This window comes from Mycobacterium sp. E2327 (assembly GCF_001672675.1).
In the GTDB taxonomy this organism is placed as follows: Bacteria; Actinomycetota; Actinomycetes; order Mycobacteriales; family Mycobacteriaceae; genus Mycobacterium.
On the sequence record NZ_LZKE01000140.1, the window covers coordinates 21,997 to 43,767 of the forward strand.

At 69.9% G+C, this 21,771-nt stretch carries 17 protein-coding genes and 2 pseudogenes; 6 read left to right on the forward strand and 13 right to left on the reverse strand.

Annotated features, from left to right (window positions below; genetic code table 11):
• The first annotated feature begins 5 nt into the window (after nucleotides 1–5).
• Entirely contained in the window at nucleotides 6–1,220 is a 1,215-nt protein-coding gene (gene coaE, locus A5712_RS16535; RefSeq protein ID WP_068107163.1) for a dephospho-CoA kinase, read from the forward strand.
• Between the two features lie 151 nt (nucleotides 1,221–1,371).
• On the opposite strand, the gene A5712_RS16540 is transcribed toward coaE, so the two are convergent.
• The 9 genes and pseudogenes from A5712_RS16540 to A5712_RS32705 all read right to left on the reverse strand — a co-directional run.
• The gene (locus A5712_RS16540; RefSeq protein ID WP_068107165.1) at nucleotides 1,372–1,788 is read right to left on the reverse strand and encodes a hypothetical protein; all 417 of its coding nucleotides are present in this window, start codon (nucleotides 1,786–1,788) and stop codon (nucleotides 1,372–1,374) included.
• Between the two features lie 11 nt (nucleotides 1,789–1,799).
• Complete coding sequence (locus A5712_RS16545) at nucleotides 1,800–2,579, reverse strand: Fpg/Nei family DNA glycosylase (RefSeq protein ID WP_068107168.1); 780 nt, start codon at nucleotides 2,577–2,579, stop codon at nucleotides 1,800–1,802.
• The gene (ligD, locus tag A5712_RS16550; RefSeq protein WP_082973484.1) at nucleotides 2,572–3,459 is read right to left on the reverse strand and encodes a non-homologous end-joining DNA ligase; all 888 of its coding nucleotides are present in this window, start codon (nucleotides 3,457–3,459) and stop codon (nucleotides 2,572–2,574) included. Before ligD (A5712_RS16550) ends, A5712_RS16545 begins: the two co-directional genes overlap by 8 nt.
• Nucleotides 3,456–4,454 (reverse strand): non-homologous end-joining DNA ligase, encoded by a 999-nt coding sequence (gene ligD / locus A5712_RS16555; protein ID WP_068107170.1) that lies wholly within the window; start codon nucleotides 4,452–4,454, stop codon nucleotides 3,456–3,458. Before ligD (A5712_RS16555) ends, ligD (A5712_RS16550) begins: the two co-directional genes overlap by 4 nt.
• Nucleotides 4,451–4,888: a DNA polymerase ligase N-terminal domain-containing protein gene (locus A5712_RS16560; RefSeq protein ID WP_068107172.1), complete on the reverse strand. Its 438-nt coding sequence runs from the start codon at nucleotides 4,886–4,888 to the stop codon at nucleotides 4,451–4,453. The genes ligD (A5712_RS16555) and A5712_RS16560 overlap by 4 nt, the downstream gene beginning before the upstream one ends.
• 37 nt (nucleotides 4,889–4,925) lie before the next feature.
• On the reverse strand, nucleotides 4,926–5,366 hold the full coding sequence (locus tag A5712_RS16565; protein ID WP_068107174.1) for a DUF402 domain-containing protein: 441 nt from the start codon (nucleotides 5,364–5,366) through the stop codon (nucleotides 4,926–4,928).
• Nucleotides 5,367–5,441: 75 nt separating this feature from the next.
• On the reverse strand, nucleotides 5,442–6,530 hold the full coding sequence (locus tag A5712_RS32695) for an ABC transporter permease (protein ID WP_369830400.1): 1,089 nt from the start codon (nucleotides 6,528–6,530) through the stop codon (nucleotides 5,442–5,444).
• A gap of 12 nt (nucleotides 6,531–6,542) precedes the next feature.
• Nucleotides 6,543–7,040: pseudogene (locus A5712_RS32700) on the reverse strand (ABC transporter ATP-binding protein); the annotation flags it as partial.
• A gap of 129 nt (nucleotides 7,041–7,169) precedes the next feature.
• A pseudogene (locus A5712_RS32705) lies at nucleotides 7,170–8,114 on the reverse strand (FHA domain-containing protein); the annotation flags it as partial.
• Between the two features lie 176 nt (nucleotides 8,115–8,290).
• On the opposite strand from A5712_RS32705, the gene A5712_RS16575 reads away from it, so the two are divergent.
• The 3 genes from A5712_RS16575 (at nucleotide 8,291) to A5712_RS16585 (ending at nucleotide 14,113) form a co-directional block, all read left to right on the forward strand.
• On the forward strand, nucleotides 8,291–10,345 hold the full coding sequence (locus A5712_RS16575) for a serine/threonine-protein kinase (protein ID WP_068107177.1): 2,055 nt from the start codon (nucleotides 8,291–8,293) through the stop codon (nucleotides 10,343–10,345).
• A 202-nt stretch (nucleotides 10,346–10,547) separates the two neighbouring features.
• Nucleotides 10,548–12,716: an excinuclease ABC subunit UvrB gene (uvrB, locus tag A5712_RS16580; RefSeq protein ID WP_068107179.1), complete on the forward strand. Its 2,169-nt coding sequence runs from the start codon at nucleotides 10,548–10,550 to the stop codon at nucleotides 12,714–12,716.
• Entirely contained in the window at nucleotides 12,713–14,113 is a 1,401-nt protein-coding gene (locus A5712_RS16585) for an MFS transporter (RefSeq protein ID WP_068107181.1), read from the forward strand. Before uvrB ends, A5712_RS16585 begins: the two co-directional genes overlap by 4 nt.
• A 2-nt stretch (nucleotides 14,114–14,115) precedes the next feature.
• Here A5712_RS16585 and A5712_RS16590 read toward each other — a convergent pair whose 3' ends face one another.
• Both A5712_RS16590 and A5712_RS16595 read right to left on the reverse strand, forming a co-directional pair.
• Complete coding sequence (locus tag A5712_RS16590; RefSeq protein ID WP_068107182.1) at nucleotides 14,116–14,835, reverse strand: MgtC/SapB family protein; 720 nt, start codon at nucleotides 14,833–14,835, stop codon at nucleotides 14,116–14,118.
• Nucleotides 14,836–14,874: 39 nt separating this feature from the next.
• Entirely contained in the window at nucleotides 14,875–16,458 is a 1,584-nt protein-coding gene (locus A5712_RS16595; RefSeq protein ID WP_082973486.1) for a hypothetical protein, read from the reverse strand.
• A gap of 307 nt (nucleotides 16,459–16,765) precedes the next feature.
• Between A5712_RS16595 and A5712_RS16600 the strand changes: the two genes are divergently transcribed.
• Nucleotides 16,766–17,206 (forward strand): universal stress protein, encoded by a 441-nt coding sequence (locus A5712_RS16600; RefSeq protein ID WP_068107190.1) that lies wholly within the window; start codon nucleotides 16,766–16,768, stop codon nucleotides 17,204–17,206.
• A 119-nt stretch (nucleotides 17,207–17,325) separates the two neighbouring features.
• Here the strand turns inward: A5712_RS16600 and A5712_RS16605 are convergent, their stop codons facing one another.
• Complete coding sequence (locus A5712_RS16605; RefSeq protein WP_068107193.1) at nucleotides 17,326–18,012, reverse strand: MBL fold metallo-hydrolase; 687 nt, start codon at nucleotides 18,010–18,012, stop codon at nucleotides 17,326–17,328.
• Between the two features lie 119 nt (nucleotides 18,013–18,131).
• Between A5712_RS16605 and uvrA the strand changes: the two genes are divergently transcribed.
• On the forward strand, nucleotides 18,132–21,044 hold the full coding sequence (uvrA, locus tag A5712_RS16610) for an excinuclease ABC subunit UvrA (protein WP_068107195.1): 2,913 nt from the start codon (nucleotides 18,132–18,134) through the stop codon (nucleotides 21,042–21,044).
• 43 nt (nucleotides 21,045–21,087) lie between these two features.
• Here the strand turns inward: uvrA and A5712_RS16615 are convergent.
• Nucleotides 21,088–21,771 (reverse strand): DNA glycosylase AlkZ-like family protein (locus A5712_RS16615; RefSeq protein ID WP_197519414.1); only part of this gene is annotated, 684 nt, incomplete at its 5' end.

The window sequence follows — 21,771 nt, forward strand, 5'->3', positions numbered from 1 at the left end:
CAGGGATGCTGCGCATCGGGTTGACCGGTGGCATCGGCGCCGGCAAGTCGGCGGTCTCGTCGACCTTCGCGAAGTGCGGTGCCGTCATCGTCGACGGGGACGTCATCGCGCGCGAGGTGGTCGAGCCGGGCACCGAGGGCCTGAAGGCGCTCGTCGAGGCGTTCGGCGACGACATCCTGTCGCCCGACGGGTCGCTCGATCGTCCCGCGTTGGCCGCCAAGGCTTTTCGTGACGACGAGGCGCGCCAGAAGCTCAACGGGATCGTGCATCCGCTGGTGGGCAAGCGGCGCTCCGAGATCATCGCGTCGGTGCCCGCGGATTCGGTTGTCGTCGAGGACATTCCGCTGCTGGTGGAGTCGGGGATGGCGCCGCTGTTCCCGCTCGTCGTGGTCGTGCACGCCGACGTCGAGGTGCGGGTGCGACGGCTGGTCGACCTACGCGGCATGCCCGAGGACGACGCCCGCGCCCGGATCGCCGCGCAGGCCGACGACGAGCAGCGCCGCGCAGTCGCCGACGTCTGGCTGGACAACTCGGGCACCCCGGAGGAGCTGGCGCAGCGGGCCCGCGACGTCTGGAACGACCGCATCCTGCCGTTCGCCCACAACCTGAGCGCGCGCCAGATCGCCAGGGCGCCCGTGCGTCTGGTGCCGGCCGACCCGAGCTGGCCGGACCAGGCGCGGCGGATCGCGGGCCGGCTGCAGACCGCGTGCGGCCACCGGGCAATTCGCGTCGACCACATCGGCTCCACCGCACTGCCCGCCTTGGACGCCAAGGATGTCATCGACATGCAGATCACCGTCGAATCGCTCGCGGTCGCCGACGAGCTCGCCGAACCCTTGTTGGCGGCCGGCTACCCGCGCTTGGAGCACATCACCGAGGACACTGCCCGGACCGACGCCCGCAGCACCGTAGAGCGCTACGACCACAGCGACGATCCCGGCCTGTGGCACAAGCGGATTCACGCCTCCGCCGACCCGGGCCGGCCAACCAATGTGCACGTCAGGGTTGAAGGCTGGCCCAACCAGCAGTTCGCCCTGCTGTTCGTCGCCTGGCTGCGGGCCGACGTCGGCGCGCGCGCCGACTACCTGGCCGTCAAGCTCAAGGCCGAACAGGCCGCCGGCGGTGACATCTCGCGCTATGTCGACGCCAAGGAACCATGGTTTGCCGACGCCTACCGGCGCGCTTGGAAGTGGGCCGACTCAACCGGATGGCAGCCCTAGCGCCAACTTTCACAACAGCCCCACGCGCCTCCGGGGGAGGTGGTACGCGTCACGTCCACCTCATAGCGACTAATCCGCTTGTCGCTACGAGGTGGACACAACGGGCAATGGTTCGGCGGAGAGGCTTGTGTGGCGGATGTGATTCCCGCGGTTAGGCGGGTATGGGCGCACCGCACTGCAGCATGCCGTTCTTGGGATCGGGATTGCCGGGCGTTGGTCTGACGAACTGATCGAGCTGCGTGAAAACGTTGTCGTCCACGTCGATCTCGCAGTGCACATTCGCCGAGTAGGGGAAATGCAGCACGATCTGCATCCCGGCCTGCTGCGGATCGGGCAACACCGTGTTGGCCTCGAACACGTTGCCCGGCATCGACGGGAGGTTGGTGCTGTTCGCCCGGTTGCCGTTGATCACGAAAATGGCCTGGCTGCCGGTGGTCAGCGCGTCGATCCGGGCGCGGTAGGTGATGTTGTGCAGGTCCGCCCGCGCGGTTGCCGGGCTTAGCTGGGACCCGGCCGCGATGACGGTCAAGGCAGTGATTGCCATCCATCGGTGGTTGCTGGGGCGCATAGCAGCCGAGATTACCCGGCTTGACAGCGCGGGCACCACAACGACGTCCGCCCGGCGACACGGGCACGCGCGAGGCGGGTGCCGCAGCGCGGACAGGACGGGTCGGGGTCGTCGCGCACCCGGGTGAGCCACCGCGGCAGGCCGGGCACCCGACCGTGCGGCACCGCCGTGCGCAGCACCTGCGTCATCGCGGCGTGCAGGCGCTTGACGTCGTCGGCGTCGAGTTGCGGGATCGGGCGGGCCGGCGCGATCCGGGCCCGCCAGCAGATCTCGTCGGTGAGTAGGTTGCCGAGCCCCGCGATCACCGCCTGGTCCATCAGCGCCGGCTTCAGCCGCCCGGACCGGCCGCGCAGCGCCTCGCGGAACGCCGGCAGTCCGAGGCCCAGCGCGTCGGGGCCCTGCGGGCCCGTCACGTGCGCGACGTCCTCGTCGTCGTCGGCCAGCCACACCCCGCGCAGCTTGCGCAGGTCGGCATAGCGCAGTTCGCCGCGATCCAGCGCGATCACCAGCCGCTCGTACGGCTCGTGCTCGGCGCCGTTGGCGGCGTAGTACGGGTGCCCGGTCATCCCGCTGTGCACCAGCAGCGTCGGGCCGTCCGTCGGCAGCATCAGCCACTTGCCGTGCCGGCGTGGGCGATCGAAGCGGCGGCCGACGAGCCGCCGGCCGAGCGCCGCGGAGGTGGTGTTTCGCAGGATGCCCGGATCGTGGACCTGCACGCCCCGTATCCGCCGGCCGGGTAGCGCGTCGGCCAACTCGCGCCGAAAGCCCTCCACGTCGGGCAGTTCAGGCACGAAGCTTGGCCACCCGCTGCGCGGGACCCTTCAGGGAGCGGGCGTGCCGGTACATGCCGGCCCACGGATCGCCCTGCCCGGCAAGCCGTTTGGGGAGATCGCGGATGGTGAATCGGTCCGCCCGCAGGCCCCGCATGTCCAGCTCGTCCCACTCCAGCGGGGTGGCAACCGGCGCGCCCGCCCGGGCCCGCACCGAATACGGTGCAACCGCCGTCTGCGCGTAGGCGTTTCGCATGATGTCGAGGTACACGCGGTCGCCGCGGTTGTCCTTGCGGGCTTCCAGGGTGCGATGCGCGGGGTCATCGGCCACCACCACCTCGGCGACCTCGCGGGCGAATTGGCGCACGGTGTCGAAATCGGTTTCAGGACGCAGCGGCACCACCACGTGCAACCCGCGCGACCCGGTGGTCTGCACGTAGCGCGCCAGCCCGAGGTCGTCCAGGACCGCGGCCGCCGCGTGGGCCGTCGCCCGCACCACCGCGAAGTCGCTGTCGGAGGGGTCGAGGTCGAACACCAGCCGGTCGGGCTTGTGCAGCCGCTCCCGCCGCGACTGCCACACGTGCAGCGTGACGCAGTTCTGGTTGGCCAACCAGCGCAGCGCCTCGGGGCGTTCCGCCACGGGGTGCACGACCGTGCCGCCCTCTTTGCCGACCTCCACCCGGCCCATCCAGTCGGGCAGCGAATCCGCGAAATCCTGTTGCACCCAACCTTGTTCGCCGATGCCGCGTGGGAACCGCTGCACGGTGAGCGCTCGGTCCCGCAGGTGCGGCAGCATCGCGTCGGCCACCTCGCCGTAGTAGTCGACCAGCTCGCCTTTGGTGATCCCGTCGTTGGGGAACATCACCCGGTCCGGGTGGGTGACCTCGACGCGCGGCGTCACCGCGTCTCCCGCACCACGTCGGACGCGTCCTTGTCGGTGCGCAGCCCCTGGTATCGCGGGTGGCGCAGCTTGCCGTCGCGGGTCCACTCGGCAAATCCGATCTGGGCCACCAGCTCGGGGCGCACCCAGTGGGCGCCGTTCTCGCGCACCAGACCCCGGGTGAAGGGTGGCTCGTCCTGCTCGAGGGGGGACAGCCGCTCGTGCAGGCTCCGCAGCGTCGGTTCGTCGAACCCGGTTCCCACTTTGCCGGCGTAGACCAGGTCGCGACCGTCGTGGTAGCCGAGCAGCAGCGCCCCCAACTCGATGCGGCTGCCCTTCGGGCTGGTGTAGCCGCCGACGACGAATTCCTGGTCGCGAACGCATTTGAACTTCAGCCAGTTCTTCGACCGGCCGCCTTCGTACGTGGCGTCGGTCCGCTTGGCGATCACGCCCTCGTCGCCGCGTTTGCATGCCGCCTCGTAGGCGCCGATCCCGTCCTCGACCCGGTGCACCGCGAACCTCAGCGGATCGCCGAAGTCAATCGCCTTGCGCAACAGTTTCTTTCGCCACAGCTGCGGAACATCGGTGGTCGACGTGCCGTCGACATGCAGCAGGTCGAACACGTAGTAGAAGATGCGGACCGGGGACGCCCGGGCCACCTCGGGGTCGGTGATGCCCAGTCGGCCCTGCAGCCGTTCGAAGCTGGTGCGCCGGCCCGCGAACGCCACCACCTCTCCGTCCACGACGAACCGCGTGGTGCGCTGGGCGCCGAGCGCGTCGACAAGCTCGGGATAGGTCCCGTTGAGCGGCTGCCGATTTCGCGACAGCAGCCGCACCCGGTCACCGTCGCGGAAGCCCAGGCAGCGCATCCCGTCGAATTTGCGCTCGAATATCCACTGTGGATCGGAGAACCGCCGGTCGGTCAGCGTGGCCAGCGTGGGAGGCCGCCAGTCGGGCACCGGTTCGTCGTGCAGCGCCGCACGCACCGGTGCGGGCAGGGCGGCGAAGTCGGTCATGACAGGTCGTCCAGGGAGCGGCCGGTCAGCGCCGGCTGGCGCAGCGTGTCGGCGTCCTCGTCGTCTTTGCGCCTGATCAGCAACCACGTCTCGTGATCGCCGTCCCGGATGCGGGTCAGCGTGTACCAGCCGCGCAGCCACTCGCCGCACAGAAAGAACGAAAGATGGCCGCGCTCAAGGCATTCACCCATGTCGTAGGGCGTCGCGTTGACATAGGTGCCGGCGTCGCCGTCGACGTCGCGCTCGGCGGCTTCGAGCGGGAGGTCCTCGGTGCGGCGGGCTATCCGGCTGTGGTCGGGGATCGCCCAGGAGACCAGCACGCCATCGATGTCGAGGCGAAGGTAGTAGTGGTCGCTGGCCGGCCGGTGCCGCTCGGCGACGAAACGCGGGTCCCCGCTGGGCCGGCGTTTGCGTCGGTGGTCGATCAAACGCATCCCCAAGTGATACCCGTGGGTCACGTGAGGAAACGAGTTAAGCCTCACGCCAGGTCAGCTCCATGCCACGGGTGGCCAGCCACCGGGAAAGGTCGTAGCCGTTGCGGGCCAGGCCGTCGATGGCGACCACCGCGCGCCGCACGGCCCTTTCGGCCACCTCCGGCGTCAGCAGGCCGTGGCGCACGGCGTCCAGCAGCTCGTCGACGTCGGCCAGCTCGGCGTCGGCGCCGGTGCGGACGACGATGTCCAGGTAGTGGTCTTCCGAATGCCACACATCACCGCCCGGCGTGTATTCGCCCACGTCGAGGTAGTAGTCCTGGTCGCGTTCGTGCCCCGGGTTGAAGTGAAAGACGGTGGCGCGCAAGCCCAACGACGGCAGCAGCCAGGATTCGAGGTAGTGGAACTGCGGGCGGCCCGGGGTGGGGCGGGCGACGTAGAGCCCCCACGGGTGCACGACGTACTCGTCGACGGCCCGCACGATGCCCTTCGGATCGGTGTTGGTGCGGGCGACCAGGTCGAACGTCTCGTGCTTCGGGGGATGGATTGACCCACTCTATCGGCGCAACCGAAGTTTCCACCGCACGAAGCCGCCGTAGAACACCGACAGCGCGGCCAGCATGCCCATGTCGATCAGCCAGACCCTCGAGGTGTGCTCCCAGAACCGGTCCTGGGAGAGCAGCGTGTCGGGCACCAGGTGCCGCAGATCGACCGTCGACGCCGCCGCGGCGTAGCCCCAGCGCGCGGGCATCGCGAACGAGAGCTGGTCGAGGCCGAGCCGGCCCGTCACCGGGACCATGCCGCCGCACAGCACGAGCTGGGCCATCACCGTGACCACGAACAGCGGCATGATCTGCTCGCTGGAGCGCACCAGCGACGAGATGGCCAGCCCGAGGATGGCCGAGGCGACGCACGTGCCCGCCACGGTCAGGAACAGCTCGACGGTCGCCCCGGCGGTCGAGTGGCCGAGCAGAACGGCGCCGCGAGTCGGGGCGCTCTTGCCGATCACCACGATCGCGGTGACGATCGCCGACTGCAGGATGGCGAACCCGCAGAACACCGCCGTCTTCGCGAGCAGATAGGCCGTGGTCGACAGCCCGACCGCCTGCTCGCGCTGGAAGATGGCGCGCTCGCCGACCAGGTCGCGGATCGTCAGCGCGGTGCCCATGAACGCCGCGGCCGGCAGCAGCAGGGCCAGGATCTGCGCGGCTTCGTCGGGCGTCCCGGCATTCGGGCCCGGCACCTGGAACCCGTGGTTGCCCGGCACGGTCAGCGACAGCGAACCCAGGATGAACGGCAACAGCGCCAGGAAGACGAAATAGGCGCGGTCGGCGACGACCAGCCGCACCTGCCGGCGCGCGACCGTGGAAATCTGGCGCCGCACGCTGGTGTGCACCGGCTCGCCCAGGTCGCCGGGCTCGTCGGTCCGGGCGGGCAGCAGTTTTTGGGGCCGCCGCTGGGCCTCGGCCCGCTCCTGGAAGCGCCGGTTGGCCTCCTCGGGGTCGGCGCCGACCTTGGTGAAGATCTTGGCCCAGTTGGTGGTGCCCATCGCCTCGCCGATCTGGTCGGGCGGGCCGAAGTAGGCCGTCTTGCCGCCCGGGGCCACCAGCAGCAGCTGGTCGCAGATGTCGAGGTAGGACAGCATGTGCGTCACCACGATCACGACGCGACCGGCGTCGGCCAGCTGGCGCAGCATCGTCATGACCTGGTGGTCCAGCGCCGGGTCGAGGCCCGACGTCGGCTCGTCGAGGATCAGCAGCGACGGCCCGGTCAGCAGCTCGAGCGCGACCGAGGCGCGTTTGCGCTGGCCGCCCGACAGCTTGTCGACGCGGGTGTCGGCGTGCTTGGTGAGGTCGAGCTCCTCGAGCACCTGGGCGACCACCTTGGCGCGGTCGGCCTTGCTGGTGTCGGGAGGCAGCCGCAGTTCGGCGGCGTAGCCCAGCGCCTGGTTGACCGTCAGCTGGCGGTGCACCACGTCGTCCTGGGGAACCATGCCGATCCTGCTGCGCAACGACGCGTACTCGGCGTGGATGTCGTGGCCCTCGAAGCTCACCGAGCCCGAGGTGGGGCTGGTGTAGCCGGCGATCAGCCGGGCCAGCGTGCTCTTGCCGGCGCCCGACCCCCCGATCACGGCGGTCAGCGTCCCCGGGCGGGCGGTCAGCGAGATGTCGTCGAGCAGTTGCTTGCCGCTGTCGACGACGTAGCGGACGTTGCGCACCTCGAGGCCGCCGGTGCGCGCCGCGGCGGCGCCGCCCTCGACCAGGGTGCCGCCCCGGAACACCAGGTCGACGTTGCCGATGGTGACGACGTCGCCGTCGGTCAGGATCGCCGACCCGACTCGGGTGCCGTTGACGAAGGTGCCGTTGATGCTGTTGTCGCGGATCTCGGTCCCGAGCGGGGTGTGCAGCAGCGTGGCGTGATGACGCGAGGCGAGGACGTCGTAGACGACGATGTCGCTCTCGGCCGCGCGGCCGATCGTCTTGGCGCCGGCCGTGCCCGCGGCCGCCGACAGGCGCGGCGAGAGCAACTTCACGAACCTGGTGGCCAGGTTGGAGACGTCGGCCGTCCTGGCGTCGATCACGGTGGACTCGGCGGGCGGTGGCGCGTCTGGCTGGAGCGCCGGCTCGGCGTTGACGGTGGTCACCTGGTCGGGTGGCGTCCGGTCGGGTGGCCTGGGCGGCGGCGCCTGTCGCGGCTGCGGTGGCCTCGCTGGCCCCGGCGGCCTGGGTGGCTGCCGGGGCGGGCCCTGGGGCGGCATCGGACGCGGCGCGGGCTGCCTGGGCTGGCTGCCGGTCTGGCCCCGACGGGGGACGGGCGGCGCGGTGGGGTTCGTCCGCTCCGGCAGCGCGGCCCAGGCCACGGTGGGCGGCCCGGAGTCCCGCGTCGGCCTGCGTGGGGGCGGTCCGCTGGCGTGGCCCTGCTGCGGCCCGACCGCGAACGTGAGCCGCGGACCCTGCGGGTTGCCGACGTTGATGCTCTGGCCGTCGTGGATGTCGATGACCGGCATCCGGTAGCCGTTGACGTAGGTGCCGTTCAGCGAGCCGTTGTCGATCGCCAGCCAGCGGCCCTGGTCGAACCGCACGATCAGGTGCGCGCGGGAGATCCGGGGGTCCGGAATCCGCAAGTCCGCGTTCGCGTCACGCCCGACGACGACCTCGTGGCCGGCCGCGAACGAGCGTTGGGACCCGTCGTGCCGGATTGTCAGGACAGGCGGGGCGGGTCGATTCACTACTCAAGTATCGGTCCGTGGTTTGAGTGCTCTCCATGGGACTCGCCTGTGATTTGGCTTTATTTCGATTCGGCCACTCATAGCGTGCTCATAGCTTCCTGAGACCAATCGCCCACCGAGATCCGGCATCATTCGGACGTGAGGGGAGTGACAGCCGAGCAACGAGGGGGCAGCGATTGACGGACGATCACAAGGGCACGACCCGGCGGATCGACGCCGGGAGACGGCTGCTGAGCAACCCGCGCCTGGCGCGTGAGGCCCTGCGCGCGGGCTTCAATTCGGGTCCCTCGGCAACCGTCGCGCACCTGTTTCGCCGCATTCCGCCCGTCACCTCGACCCCGAACGCAGAGCCGCCGGCCTTGGAGGTGGCCGTTGTGTCCCGCCCCGAGCCCAGCGCATCGCGCCTCGCGCTGAGCAGCGGTGCGGCGTTCGCCGGCTACACGATCCTGCGGCAGCTCGGCGCCGGCGGCATGGCCGAGGTCTACCTGGCGCTGCATCCCCGGCTGCCGCGGCGCGACGTGATCAAGGTGCTCGCCGAGGCGGTCACCGCCGATCCCGAGTTCCGTGAGCGGTTCAACCGCGAGGCCGACCTGGCGGCGACGCTCTGGCACCCGCACATCGTCGGCGTCCACGACCGCGGCGAATTCGACGGTCAGCTCTGGATTTCCATGGACTACGTCGAAGGCACCGACGCGGCCCGGCTGGTCAAGGAGCGCTACCCCGACGGGATGCCTATCGACGAGGTATGCGCGATCCTGCAGGCGGTCGCCGGGGCGCTGGACTACGCGCACGATCGCGGCCTGCTGCACCGAGACGTCAAGCCCGCCAACATCCTGCTCACCCATCCCGACGACGGGGAACGCCGAATCCTGTTGGCGGACTTCGGTGTAGCGCGCCACCTGGCCAACATCAGCGGCATCACCGAGACCAACGTCGCGGTGGGCACGGTGGCTTACGCCGCTCCGGAACAGCTGACCGGGTCCAACATCGACGGCCGCGCGGACCAGTACGCGTTGGCGGCCACGGCATTTCATCTGCTCACCGGTGCGCCGCCGTTCCAGCACTCCAACCCGATCGCGGTGATCAGCCAGCACCTGCACGAGGATCCGCCGCGGCTCAGCGACTACCGCCCGGACTTGGCCTACCTGGACGACGTGTTCCTCACCGCCCTCGCCAAGCGCCCTGAGGACCGCTTCGACCGCTGCCGCGCGTTCGCCGCCGCCGTCGACGAGCTGGTTTCCGACGAGCAGGCCGGCGACCAGGCGGGTGACGCGTCGCCGCGGCGGCGGTTGCATCACCGGTTCTCGTCCCGGGCCCGGTGGGCGACCGCGTTGCTGTGCGCGGTGCTGATCGCCATCGCGGCGACCTGGTCGACGCTGTACTCCTTCCAGCCGGAGAGCCCGACGCCCAACGTGCCGGCGCTCGCGTCCCGACCCTCCGTGCCGGCGCCGAGCGCGGCGCCCGCGCGGCCCGGGGGGCCGGTGCTCAACGGCACCTACAAGCTGACCTACGACCGCAGCAAGCAGACCACCAACGGCATCCCGATCCGCCACGACGGCCCGGCCGCCAGCTGGTGGGCGTTCCGCTCGGTGTGCACCGCCAACGGGTGCGCGGCGACCGGAACCCAGCTCGACGACACCAACCACCAGGTGGCCAGCACCGTCGACGGCGGTCACACCTACTCGCTGCGGTTCATCGGTGGCTATTGGCAGGGCGGGTTCCAGCAGGAGCGGGCCGGCTGCACCGAGCCGAACGGACAGGTCAGCGCGACCCAACAGGAAAGCGTCGCCGGGTCGTTGGCGCCGCAATCCGACGGCACGCTGCGGGGCACGGTCACGCAAACCGCCCTGTCCGACGAGTGCGGCGCGCAGGGAGCGGTGGTGCGGGTGCCGGTGGTGGCCACCCGCGTCGGCGACGCCCCGCCGTCCGTGCCGGTGGCCGATCCCGCCCAGGTGATCAGCGCCTCGACCACGCCGCCGCACCCGGGGGCGCCGGTCCTGGGCGGGGCGTGCGGCGACGCCGACAAGCTCGCCTACGACCCGACCAACAGCGAGCAGGTCGTCTGCGAGGGCAACACGTGGGCCAAGGCGCCGATCACGATGGGCGTGCACACCACCGGCAGCTCCTGCAACCGCCCGAACACCTCGGTGTTCGCGATGTCCACGTCCAGCGACGGTTACCTGCTGGAGTGCGACCCGGTCACCCGCACCTGGACCCGCCCGGGGGCCTAGAGATCTCGGCCGCGAGCGTCCGTGTCTGTACGCCGACACGCCGCGCTGCGTGGCATTTTGCGCGCGCTCGCGCGGTGATCTGGTCAGCGCAACGATAGGCGACTTTCGAATGCGCTAGCGGATGCGCTATCAAGTGTTGGATCGAGTGGTGGTTCCCTGCAGCGGCGGGACACTTGTCGGTACCCGCCTCTACCCTGGTGCCATGGCCTTTGCCACTGAACACCCAATCGTCGCGCACTCGGAATACCGGCCGGCCGCGGAGGACATCGAAGGGCTGGTGCGCGCCGGTGGCCGCTTCGAGGTGGTCAGCCCGCACGCACCGGCCGGCGACCAGCCCGCGGCCATCGACGAGCTGGAGCGCCGGATCCGGGCGGGGGAGCGCGACGTCGTCCTGCTCGGCGCCACCGGCACCGGAAAATCGGCCACCACCGCCTGGCTCATCGAACGGCTGCAGCGCCCCACGCTGGTGATGGCGCCCAACAAGACGCTGGCCGCCCAGCTGGCCAACGAGCTGCGAGAGATGTTGCCGCACAACGCCGTCGAGTACTTCGTGTCGTACTACGACTACTACCAGCCGGAAGCGTACATCGCGCAGACCGACACCTACATCGAGAAGGACAGCTCCATCAACGACGACGTGGAGCGGCTGCGGCACTCCGCGACGTCGGCGCTGCTGTCGCGGCGCGACGTGGTGGTGGTCGCGTCGGTGTCGTGCATCTACGGCCTGGGCACGCCGCAGTCCTACCTGGACCGCTCCGTCGAACTGCAGGTCGGCACCGAGGTGCCCCGCGACGGCCTGCTGCGGCTGCTCGTCGACGTCCAGTACACCCGCAACGACCTGTCCTTCACCCGCGGCTCATTCCGGGTCCGCGGCGACACCGTGGAGATCATCCCGTCCTACGAGGAGCTGGCGGTCCGCATCGAGTTCTTCGGCGACGAGATCGAGGCGCTGTACTACCTGCACCCGCTGACCGGCGAGGTGGTTCGCCAGGTCGACTCGCTGCGGATCTTCCCCGCCACCCACTACGTGGCCGGGCCGGAGCGGATGGCCCACGCGATCTCCACCATCGAGGAGGAGCTCGCCGAGCGGCTCGCCGAATTCGAGCGGCAGGGCAAGCTGCTGGAGGCCCAGCGGCTGCGGATGCGCACCAACTACGACATCGAGATGATGCGCCAGGTCGGGTTCTGCTCGGGCATCGAGAACTACTCGCGGCACATCGACGGCCGGGGACCGGGCTCGCCGCCGGCCACGCTGCTCGACTACTTCCCGGAGGACTTCCTGCTGGTCATCGACGAGTCGCACGTCACCGTGCCGCAGATCGGCGGGATGTACGAGGGCGACATGTCCCGCAAGCGCAACCTGGTGGAGTACGGGTTCCGGCTGCCGTCGGCGTGCGACAACCGGCCGCTGACCTGGGAGGAGTTCGCCGACCGCATCGGGCAGACGGTGTACCTGTCGGCCACGCCGGGGCCCTACGAGCTCAGCCAGACCGGGGGCGAGTTCGTCGAGCAGGTGATCCGCCCCACCGGCCTGGTGGACCCCAAGGTGCTGGTCAAGCCGACCAAGGGGCAGATCGACGACCTGATCGGGGAGATCCGCAAGCGCGCCGCCGCCGACGAGCGGGTGCTGGTCACGACGCTGACCAAGAAGATGGCCGAGGACCTCACCGACTACCTGCTCGAAATGGGCATCCGGGTGCGCTACCTGCACTCCGAGGTCGACACGCTGCGCCGCGTGGAGCTGCTGCGCCAGCTCCGCCTCGGCGACTACGACGTGCTGGTCGGCATCAACCTGCTGCGCGAGGGCCTCGACCTGCCGGAGGTGTCGCTGGTGGCGATCCTCGACGCCGACAAGGAAGGCTTCCTGCGCTCGACGCGCAGCCTGATCCAGACCATCGGCCGCGCTGCCCGCAACGTGTCCGGCGAGGTGCATCTGTACGCCGACACCATGACCGACTCGATGAAAGAGGCCATCGACGAGACCGAACGGCGACGCGCCAAGCAGACCGCCTACAACGAGGCCCACGGCATCGACCCGCAGCCGCTGCGCAAGAAGATCGCCGACATCCTCGACCGGGTCTACGCCGAAGCCGACGACAGCGAAACCGTCGAAATCGGCTCCGGTCGCAGCATGTCACGCGGTCGGCGCGCCCAGGGGGAGCCGGGGCGCGCGGTCAGCGCCGGTGTCTTCGAGGGCCGCGACACGTCGAACATGCCGCGCGCCGAACTGGCCGACCTGATTAAGGACCTCACCGCGCAGATGATGGCCGCCGCCCGCGATTTGCAGTTCGAGCTGGCGGCCCGGTTCCGCGACGAAATCGCCGACCTCAAAAAGGAACTGCGCGGAATGGACGCCGCCGGCCTGAAGTGACGCACACCGACGCCGTCACCGGCAGCTGGCGCGAGCTGCTGGGCGCCAAGTACCTAGGCACCTCGGTCGTGCTGGCCGGTGGCGTCGCCCTGTACGCCACCAACGAGTTCCTGACGATCAGCCTGCTGCCGAACACGGTCGCCGAGATCGGCGGCAGCCGCCTCTACGCGTGGGTGACCACCCTGTACCTGGTCGGGTCGGTGGTGGCCGCGACCATGGTCAACCCGATGCTGGTGCGCATCGGTGCGCGCTCGTCGTTCCTGTTGGGGCTGGCCGTGTTTGGCGTCTCCAGCCTGGCGTGCGGGGCGGCCCCCAACATGGAGGTCCTGATCGCGGCGCGCGCCCTGCAGGGCGTGGCCGGCGGCCTGCTGGCCGGGCTGGGCTACGCGGTCATCAACGCGGCGCTGCCCCGCTCGCTGTGGACCCGGGCCTCGGCGCTGGTGTCGGCGATGTGGGGGGTCGCGACGGTGGTCGGTCCCGCGACGGGCGGCCTGTTCGCCCAATTCGGGTTGTGGCGGTGGGCATTCGTCGCGATGGCCGGTCTGACCGCGCTGATGGCCACGCTGGTGCCGATCGCGCTGCCGGCCGGCCGCGCCGGGCACAGCGCCGAGACACCGCGGCTGCGGGTGCCGGTGTGGTCGCTGGTGCTGATCGGTGCGGCGGCCCTGGCGGTCAGCGTCGCCCAGATCCCGCACAACCTCGCCGCGACCGCCGGGCTGCTCGCCGCGGCCGTCGTGCTGGTCGGGCTGTTCGCGGTCGTCGACTGGCGGATGCACGCGGCGGTGTTGCCGCCCAGCGTGTTTGGGCCCGGGCCCCTGAAGTGGATCTACCTGGCGATGGGCCTGCTGATGGTCGGGGCCATGGTGGACACCTACGTGCCGCTGTTCGGTCAGCGGTTGGCCCACCTGTCGCCGCTGGCGGCCGGATTCCTGGGCGCGGCGCTGGCGGTCGGCTGGACGGTCTCCGAGATCGTCAGCGCGTCGCTGGAGAGCCCGCGGGCGATCGGGCGGGTGATCGTGGCGGCGCCGGTGGTGGTGGCGTCGGGCCTGGCGCTGGGTGCGCTCACCCAGCGCGACAACGCGTCGGCCGGGACCGTCGCGGCCTGGACGCTCGGGTTGCTGGTCGCGGGGATCGGGATCGGCATGGCCTGGCCCCACTTGTCCGTGCGCGCAATGGATTCCGTCGACGACCCGGCCGAAGGCGTCGCGGCGGCCGCGGCGATCAACACCGTGCAGCTCATTTCGGGGGCATTCGGGGCCGGGGTGGCCGGCGTCGTCGTCAACGCGACCCAGGCCGGCGGCGACGCGATGGCGGCCCGCTGGCTGTTCGCCGTGTTCACCGCGTTGACGGGGGCCGGGGTCGTGGCGTCGTACCGCGCGGTCCGCGGCGGTCGCTGAGCTCAGTCGGGTTCTTCGCCGCCGCGGAGGATGGCAACCACCCCGTCGACCCCGGCGAAAACCTCGGAGGCGCTGCCCATCTTGGCGCCCGACAGGGTCATCGTCACCCTGACCTCGCCGTCATCGATGTCGTGGGCGTCGGCGTCGAGCTCGGTGAGCTGCCACTCGCGCTGCCCGCAGATCCGCAGCAGCTCCCGCAGCACGCCCCGGCCGTTTTCGTAGATGATGGTCAGCCGGCGGGTCCCGCGCAGCCGGGCGGTGAGCTGGCGCTCGACGGCGCTGAACGCGAGCGCGCTGACGAAGTGCAGCGCCACGACCGCGATGGCCAGCAGCAACAGCCCGGCGCCCACCGCCATGCCGATCGCGGCCGACTCCCACACCGCCGCCGCCGTCGTGAGCCCGTGCACCGCGCCGCGTCGCGTGATGATGATTCCGGCGCCCAAAAAGCCCACGCCCGAGACGATTTGGGCCGCGACGCGGGACGGGTCGAGCGTGACGGTCCCTTCGTGCACGATGTCGAAGAAGCCGAATTTGCTGACCAGCATGATCAACGCCGACGACGTGCCGACGATTGTCTGGGTCCGCAGGCCCGCGCTCTTGCCCTGAACCGTGCGCTCCAGGCCGATGAGCGCCGTCAGGCCGAAGGCGGCCAACAGCTCGATCACGTGGCGCGCGCCCTGCACGTCACCGCCGAGCAGCGGGTTGGCCAGCAGAATCTGCATGTCCGTCAACTACCCACGGATTGCGCTTCTACGCCCCCGTCACCGCGTCGACTTCACGACCTGCGAGTAATGGAACTGCCAACGCTCGACGATGCGGAACCCGAGGTAGCTCGGGAAGCGGAACGCCGGGGAGCGGCCGAAGGCGGTTCCGGGCGGCAGCGACTGTCCGGCTTGGTGATCCGGCAGCGAGCCGTCGTGGTTGGTGATGGTCCAGATGGCCGGGCACTTGTTGATCTTGGCCGTCGTCAGCCACACGGCGACGTGACCGTCCCACAGCCAGCCGACCTTGGGCCCGTACGCGCCGCGTTCCACGTCGATCAGCGAGTGGAAGGCCGCCGGCCGGGTGGCCAGCAGCGCCCGGATCGGCCCGGGCCGCCAGGGGACGGTGTTGTCCACCATCAGGCAATCCCCGGGCGCCGCGTGGGAGCTGATCAGGTCGGCCACCTGGCTGTAATCCCAGCCCTCCTTGGCGTACGGCCAGCGCTGGATGAACAGGTAATTCGGCACCGCGGCGGCGGCAAACGCCAGGACCACCGCCGCGACGGGCAACGGTTTGCGGGCCAGCGTGACGATGCAGACGGCCATGACGACGGCCACCGCGGGCGTGGTGAGGATCAGGTAGCGGGGAAAGTAGATCGGTTCGATGACGGCCGAGTAGCTGACGACGAGCGCGGTGGGCAGCACGATCCACACCGCGCAGATGACGAGAAGCACGCGCAGGTCGCCGCCCGGACCGCGCGCGCCCCTCCGCCACGCCACGATCGCCGCGACCAGGAGCACCGCCGTGAGGATCGCGAACGGGACGCTGTGATCGAAGTACTGCCGCAGGCTGATGTCGAAGGCGTAGTGCCAGCTGACGGGAAAGATCCAGTTGACCTGGTACACCTGGCCATGGGCGAAGACGAGGAACGGCGTCATGGCGCCGACGGCGACGGCCGAGCTGGCCCCCCACCGGATGACCCGCGACCTGGGGGATTCCTTCGGCGCCAGCAGCGGCACCAAAACCGCGTACACCAGCACCAACAGGACCAGGTTGAGGCTGAGCAGGATCGACAGCATCAGCGCCAGCGCGTAGCCCACCCACAACCTCGGCCGGTTGCGCCTTACGGCGGCGACGAGCAACACGGTCAGCCAGATGGCCGCGGCGGCCGCGAAGGCATACGAGCGCGCCTCCATTCCCGCCCAGGTGGTGCGCGGCAAAATGGCGAAGACCGCACCCGCGCACAGCGCCGTGGCACGCCCGGGGACGAACCGCCTGGTGAACACCGTGACGCCCGCGGCTGCGGCCCCGACCGCAAGCGCGCTCGGCGCCCGCGACCAGAACTCCGTCGGCGGAAATATCGCGAACCAACCGTGCATGAGCAGGTAATACAGCCCGTGAACGGCGTCGATGTGGCCCAGCAGCTTCCACAGCTCGGGCAACGTCCTGCTGGCCGAGGCCGAGATGGTGGCTCCCTCGTCGAACCACAACGACGGCCGGCAGGCCCAGGCGGCGCTGACGACCGCGGCGAACACGGCGATCGCCCACGGATCGAGCAACCTGCCGCGCGGGCGCGCCGGCACCGCCTCGTCAGCGACGTCCGGGGCGTCGGAGGCGCACTGCTCAGCGGTGGACATGGCCATGATGCTTGTCACTGTAAGGGGCAGGAAGTGAACTGGCTCGCCGCGAGCCTGGTGGGGGAGGGTAGGGTGCTTGTTCACATTTACGACGGGCGCCTGCGGTTCACCAAAAGCCGGGCCGTGCAAGGCTTTCGGCGTTAGCCCTGCTCAACCGGCCCGCTAACCGCGGGGCAAATAGGCCGCCGGTGCCGCGCGGCCACGGTAAACGCCCGTAGCGCCACGCCGCGCTCGGTCGGGATTCTTTCTCCTTTCCGTCCGGCAAACGCGATACTGTCTTGGGTTGGCTGACCAACCGAAACTGGGAGGGTAAATGAGTGCCTATCGAACCGTGGTGGTCGGGACCGACGGCTCGGATTCGTCGTTTCGCGCGGTGGACCGAGCGGCGCAGATCGCGGGGGACGACGCGAAGCTGATCATCGCGTCGGCGTACCTGCCCCAACACGAGGACACCCGAGCCGCCGACGCACTGCGGGACGAGAGCTACAAGGTGTCGGGGACCGCGCCGATTTACGCGATCCTGCAGGACGCCAAGGAGCGGGCGCACAACGCGGGCGCCAAGAACGTGGAAGACCGGTCGATCGTCGGCGCCCCGGTCGACGCGTTGGTCAAGCTCGCCGAGGACGAAAAAGCCGACCTGCTGGTCGTCGGCAACGTCGGCCTGAGCACGATCGCGGGACGCCTGCTGGGATCGGTGCCGGCCAACGTCTCGCGCCGGGCCAAGGTCGACGTGCTGATCGTGCACACCACGTAGTTCACCGGCGGCGCCTGTGCATCCAGGGCTTTGCGTGGGCGCCTAGGGCGGCCACGCGGCCGAAATTTCGCCGTCAGCGCACACGGAAAGCCGTCAGCACACACTCGCCGCCGGAACGCCTACCAGCCGCGCTCTTTCCATTCGGCCAGGTGCGGGCGCTCGGCGCCCAACACGGTGTCGTCCCCGTGGCCGGGGTAGATGACGGTGGAGTCGTCGTAGACGTCGAACACCCTCGTCGTGACGTCGTCGAGCAGCTGGGCGAAATCCCCCGGCTGCCAGGTCTTGCCGACACCGCCGGGGAAAAGGCAGTCCCCGGTGAACAATTGCGTGACCCCGCCGGTCGCGGGCCCGTCGAGCGCCAGCGCGACAGAGCCGGGGGTGTGCCCGCGCAGGTGGATGACGTCGAAGCTGAGGTCGCCGATCCGGACGGTGTCGCCGCCGGCCAGCAAACGGTCGGGCTTGACCGGCAGCGGCTCGGCGTCGATCTCGTTCGCGGCGGTCGGGGCGCCGGTGGCCTTCGCGACGGCCTCGAGCGCCTGCCAGTGATCGAAGTGCTGGTGGCTGGTCACGATCAGCGACAACTTCGGCGCGTACCGGCGGATCAGGTCGATCAGCACGTCGGCGTCGTTGGCCGCGTCGATCAGCAGGGTTTCCCCGGTCGCGGAACACGTCACCAGATACGCGTTGTTGTCCATCGGGCCCACCGACGCCTTTAGAATCGTGGCGCCGGGTAGGGTCCGGCGGGCCGCGGTACCAGGGTCGACGTGTCCGGTGTAGTTGTCGCTTGGCTCAACCGAGACGGTCATAGCGGCCACGTTACTGGTCATCGATCGCTTGTCGGTATGGGCACATAGCATGGAATGCGCCGTGCGCATCAACGGCTACAGCATCAAAGATTCGTTGACAGTTCCTGAAAGAAGGCAGCGTGGCTGACCGCCTGATCGTCAAAGGCGCCCGCGAGCACAACCTGCGCGGCGTCGACCTCGACCTGCCGCGCGACTCGTTGATCGTGTTCACCGGGCTGTCCGGATCGGGCAAGTCGTCGCTGGCGTTCGACACCATCTTCGCCGAGGGCCAACGCCGCTACGTGGAGTCGCTGTCGGCCTACGCCCGCCAGTTCCTGGGCCAGATGGACAAGCCGGACGTCGACTTCATCGAGGGCCTGTCCCCGGCGGTGTCGATCGACCAGAAGTCGACCAACCGCAACCCGCGGTCGACGGTCGGCACCATCACCGAGGTCTACGACTACCTGCGGCTGCTCTACGCGCGAGCTGGCACACCGCACTGCCCGGTCTGCGGCGAGCGCATCGCCCGGCAGACGCCCCAGCAAATCGTCGACCAGGTGCTGGTGATGCCGGAGGGCACCCGGTTCCAGGTGCTCGCGCCCGTGGTGCGCACCCGCAAGGGCGAGTTCGCCGACCTGTTCGAGAAGCTCAACGCGCAGGGCTACAGCCGGGTGCGGGTCGACGGCGTGGTGCATTCGCTGACGGATCCGCCGAAGCTGAAGAAGCAGGAAAAGCACGACATCGAGGTGGTGGTCGACCGCCTGACCGTGAAGGCCAGCGCCAAGCAGCGGCTCACCGACTCGGTGGAAACCGCGCTGAACCTGGCCGACGGCATCGTGGTGCTCGAATTCGTCGATCACGAGCACGACGCGCACAACCGCGAGCAGCGGTTCTCCGAGAAGCTGGCCTGCCCCAACGGGCACGCACTGGCGGTCGACGACCTGGAACCGCGGTCGTTCTCGTTCAACTCGCCCTACGGCGCCTGCCCCGAATGCACCGGCCTGGGCATCCGCAAGGAGGTCGACCCCGACCTGGTGGTGCCCGACCCCGAACGCACCCTGGCCGAGGGCGCGGTGGCGCCCTGGTCGACGGGCCACACCGCGGAGTACTTCACCCGGATGATGGCCGGGCTCGGCGAGGAGCTGGGATTCGACGTCGACACGCCATGGCGCAGGCTTCCGGCCAAGGCCCGCAAGGCCATCCTCGAGGGGTCCGACCACCAGGTGCACGTGCGGTACCGCAACCGGTACGGGCGCACCCGGTCCTACTACGCCGATTTCGAGGGCGTGCTGGCGTTCCTGCAGCGCAAGATGGCGCAGACGGAATCCGAGCAGATGAAGGAGCGCTACGAGGGCTTCATGCGCGACGTGCCCTGCCCGGTGTGCGAGGGCACCCGGCTCAAGCCGGAGATCCTGGCCGTCACGCTCGCTGGGGATTTCAAGGGCCGGCCGGCTAAGAAGTCCATCGCCGAAGTGTCCGAGCTGTCGATCTCGGATTGCTCGGACTTCCTGAACGCGCTCACCCTCGGGGCGCGCGAACAGGCGATCGCCGGGCAGGTGCTCAAGGAGATCCAGTCGCGGCTGGGGTTTTTGCTCGACGTCGGGCTGGACTATCTGTCGCTGTCGCGCGCCGCGGCCACGCTGTCCGGCGGTGAGGCGCAACGCATCCGGCTGGCGACCCAGATCGGGTCCGGTCTGGTGGGCGTGCTGTACGTGCTCGACGAGCCATCCATCGGGCTGCACCAGCGCGACAACCGCCGGCTCATCGAAACCCTCACCCGCCTAAGGGATTTGGGCAACACGCTGATCGTCGTCGAACACGACGAGGACACCATCGCGCACGCCGACTGGATCGTCGACATCGGCCCGAGGGCCGGCGAGCATGGCGGCCAGATCGTGCACAGCGGAACCTACGCCGAGCTGCTGGCGAACAAGGAATCGATCACCGGCGCCTACCTGTCCGGCAAGGAGAGGATCGAGATCCCCGCCATCCGGCGGCCCGTCAACCACAAGCGCAAGCTCACCGTCGTCGGGGCGCGGGAGCACAACCTGCGCGGCATCGACGTGTCCTTCCCGCTTGGCGTGTTGACCGCGGTGACGGGGGTGTCGGGCTCGGGCAAGTCGACGCTGGTCAACGACATCCTGGCCGCGGTGCTGGCCAACCGGCTCAACGGCGCCCGGCAAGTCCCGGGCCGTCACACCCGGGTGACCGGGCTAGACCACCTGGACAAGCTGGTGCGCGTCGACCAGTCGCCGATCGGCCGCACGCCGCGGTCCAACCCGGCGACCTACACCGGGGTGTTCGACAAGATCCGCACCCTGTTCGCGGCCACCACCGAGGCGAAGGTCCGCGGTTATCAGCCCGGCCGATTCTCGTTCAACGTCAAGGGCGGTCGCTGCGAGGCGTGCACCGGCGACGGCACCATCAAGATCGAGATGAACTTCCTGCCCGACGTGTACGTGCCGTGCGAGGTCTGCCACGGCGCCCGGTACAACCGGGAAACCCTGGAAGTGCACTACAAGGGCAAGACCATCTCCGAGGTGCTCGACATGTCGATCGAGGAGGCGGCGGAGTTCTTCGAGCCGATCAGCGGCATCCACCGGTATCTGCGCACGCTTGTCGACGTCGGGCTCGGCTACGTCCGGCTGGGCCAGCCCGCGCCGACGCTGTCCGGCGGTGAGGCGCAGCGCGTAAAGCTGGCCGCGGAATTGCAGAAGCGTTCGACCGGTCGGACCATCTACATCCTCGACGAGCCCACCACCGGGCTGCATTTCGACGACATCCGCAAACTGTTGAGCGTGATCAACGGCCTTGTGGACAAGGGCAATACGGTCATCGTCATCGAACACAACCTGGACGTCATCAAGACGTCGGACTGGATCGTCGACATGGGGCCCGAGGGTGGCGCCGAGGGCGGAACCGTTGTCGCCGAAGGGACCCCGGAGGACATCGCCGCGGTGCCGGAAAGCTACACGGGCAAGTTCCTGGCCGACGTCGTCGGCAACCCAGCGCCCGCGCGGCGGTCGAACGGGCGCCGCAAGGTCACCGCCTGAGCCAGCCGGGCTTCGTTGCGCCGCATGCCATTTCGCGGCCCGATCAGTGCGCCCGGGCACCCGCCTTGGACAGCGGCGACGGGAAACGCGGGTTGATCCGCACGCCGTCCAGCCACGAGGTCAGTTCGTCGGCGCGGCGCTGCAGGGCACGCCGCCCGTCGCGGCCGGGGTCCTCGAGGAGCTGCAGCCGGACGCGGGCGCCCTCGTCCTGATACCAGCCGCCCACCACGCGCCCGTTCCACCAGGCCGTCGGGCCGGCGTTGCCGTTGGCGTCGAAAACCTGGGCGCGGTGCTCGCCGAGGTACCAATCGCGCTGAAACCAGCCCATTGTCGTGACGTCCAGGCCCGGCAGCAGCGCGCACCACGGCGGCGCAGGGGGTTCGGGGTCGAGGTCGTCGGGCAGGGCCCAGCCGGCGCCGCTGCCGTGCAGCTCGACCTCCACGGCGCCGACGTCGGCCAGGGCCTGGCGCGCCGCCGTCAGCGTGGTGCCGAACCACCACTTGACGTCGGCGACGGTCGCCGGCCCGAAGGTTGCCAGCCAGCGCCGGGTCAGCTCCGCCCGGGCCTCGCGGTCCGGTGGCGGCTCGCCCAGCTCGCCGAGCCAGTGCGCGGTGGTGGCCCAACGCGGCCGCGACGTGGTCCAGGCGCCGTCGTTCGGCCCGCGCACGATCTCGCCCCGCCCCGACAGCACGGTCAACACCCGGGGGCCGAGCGGAACCTCGCCGCC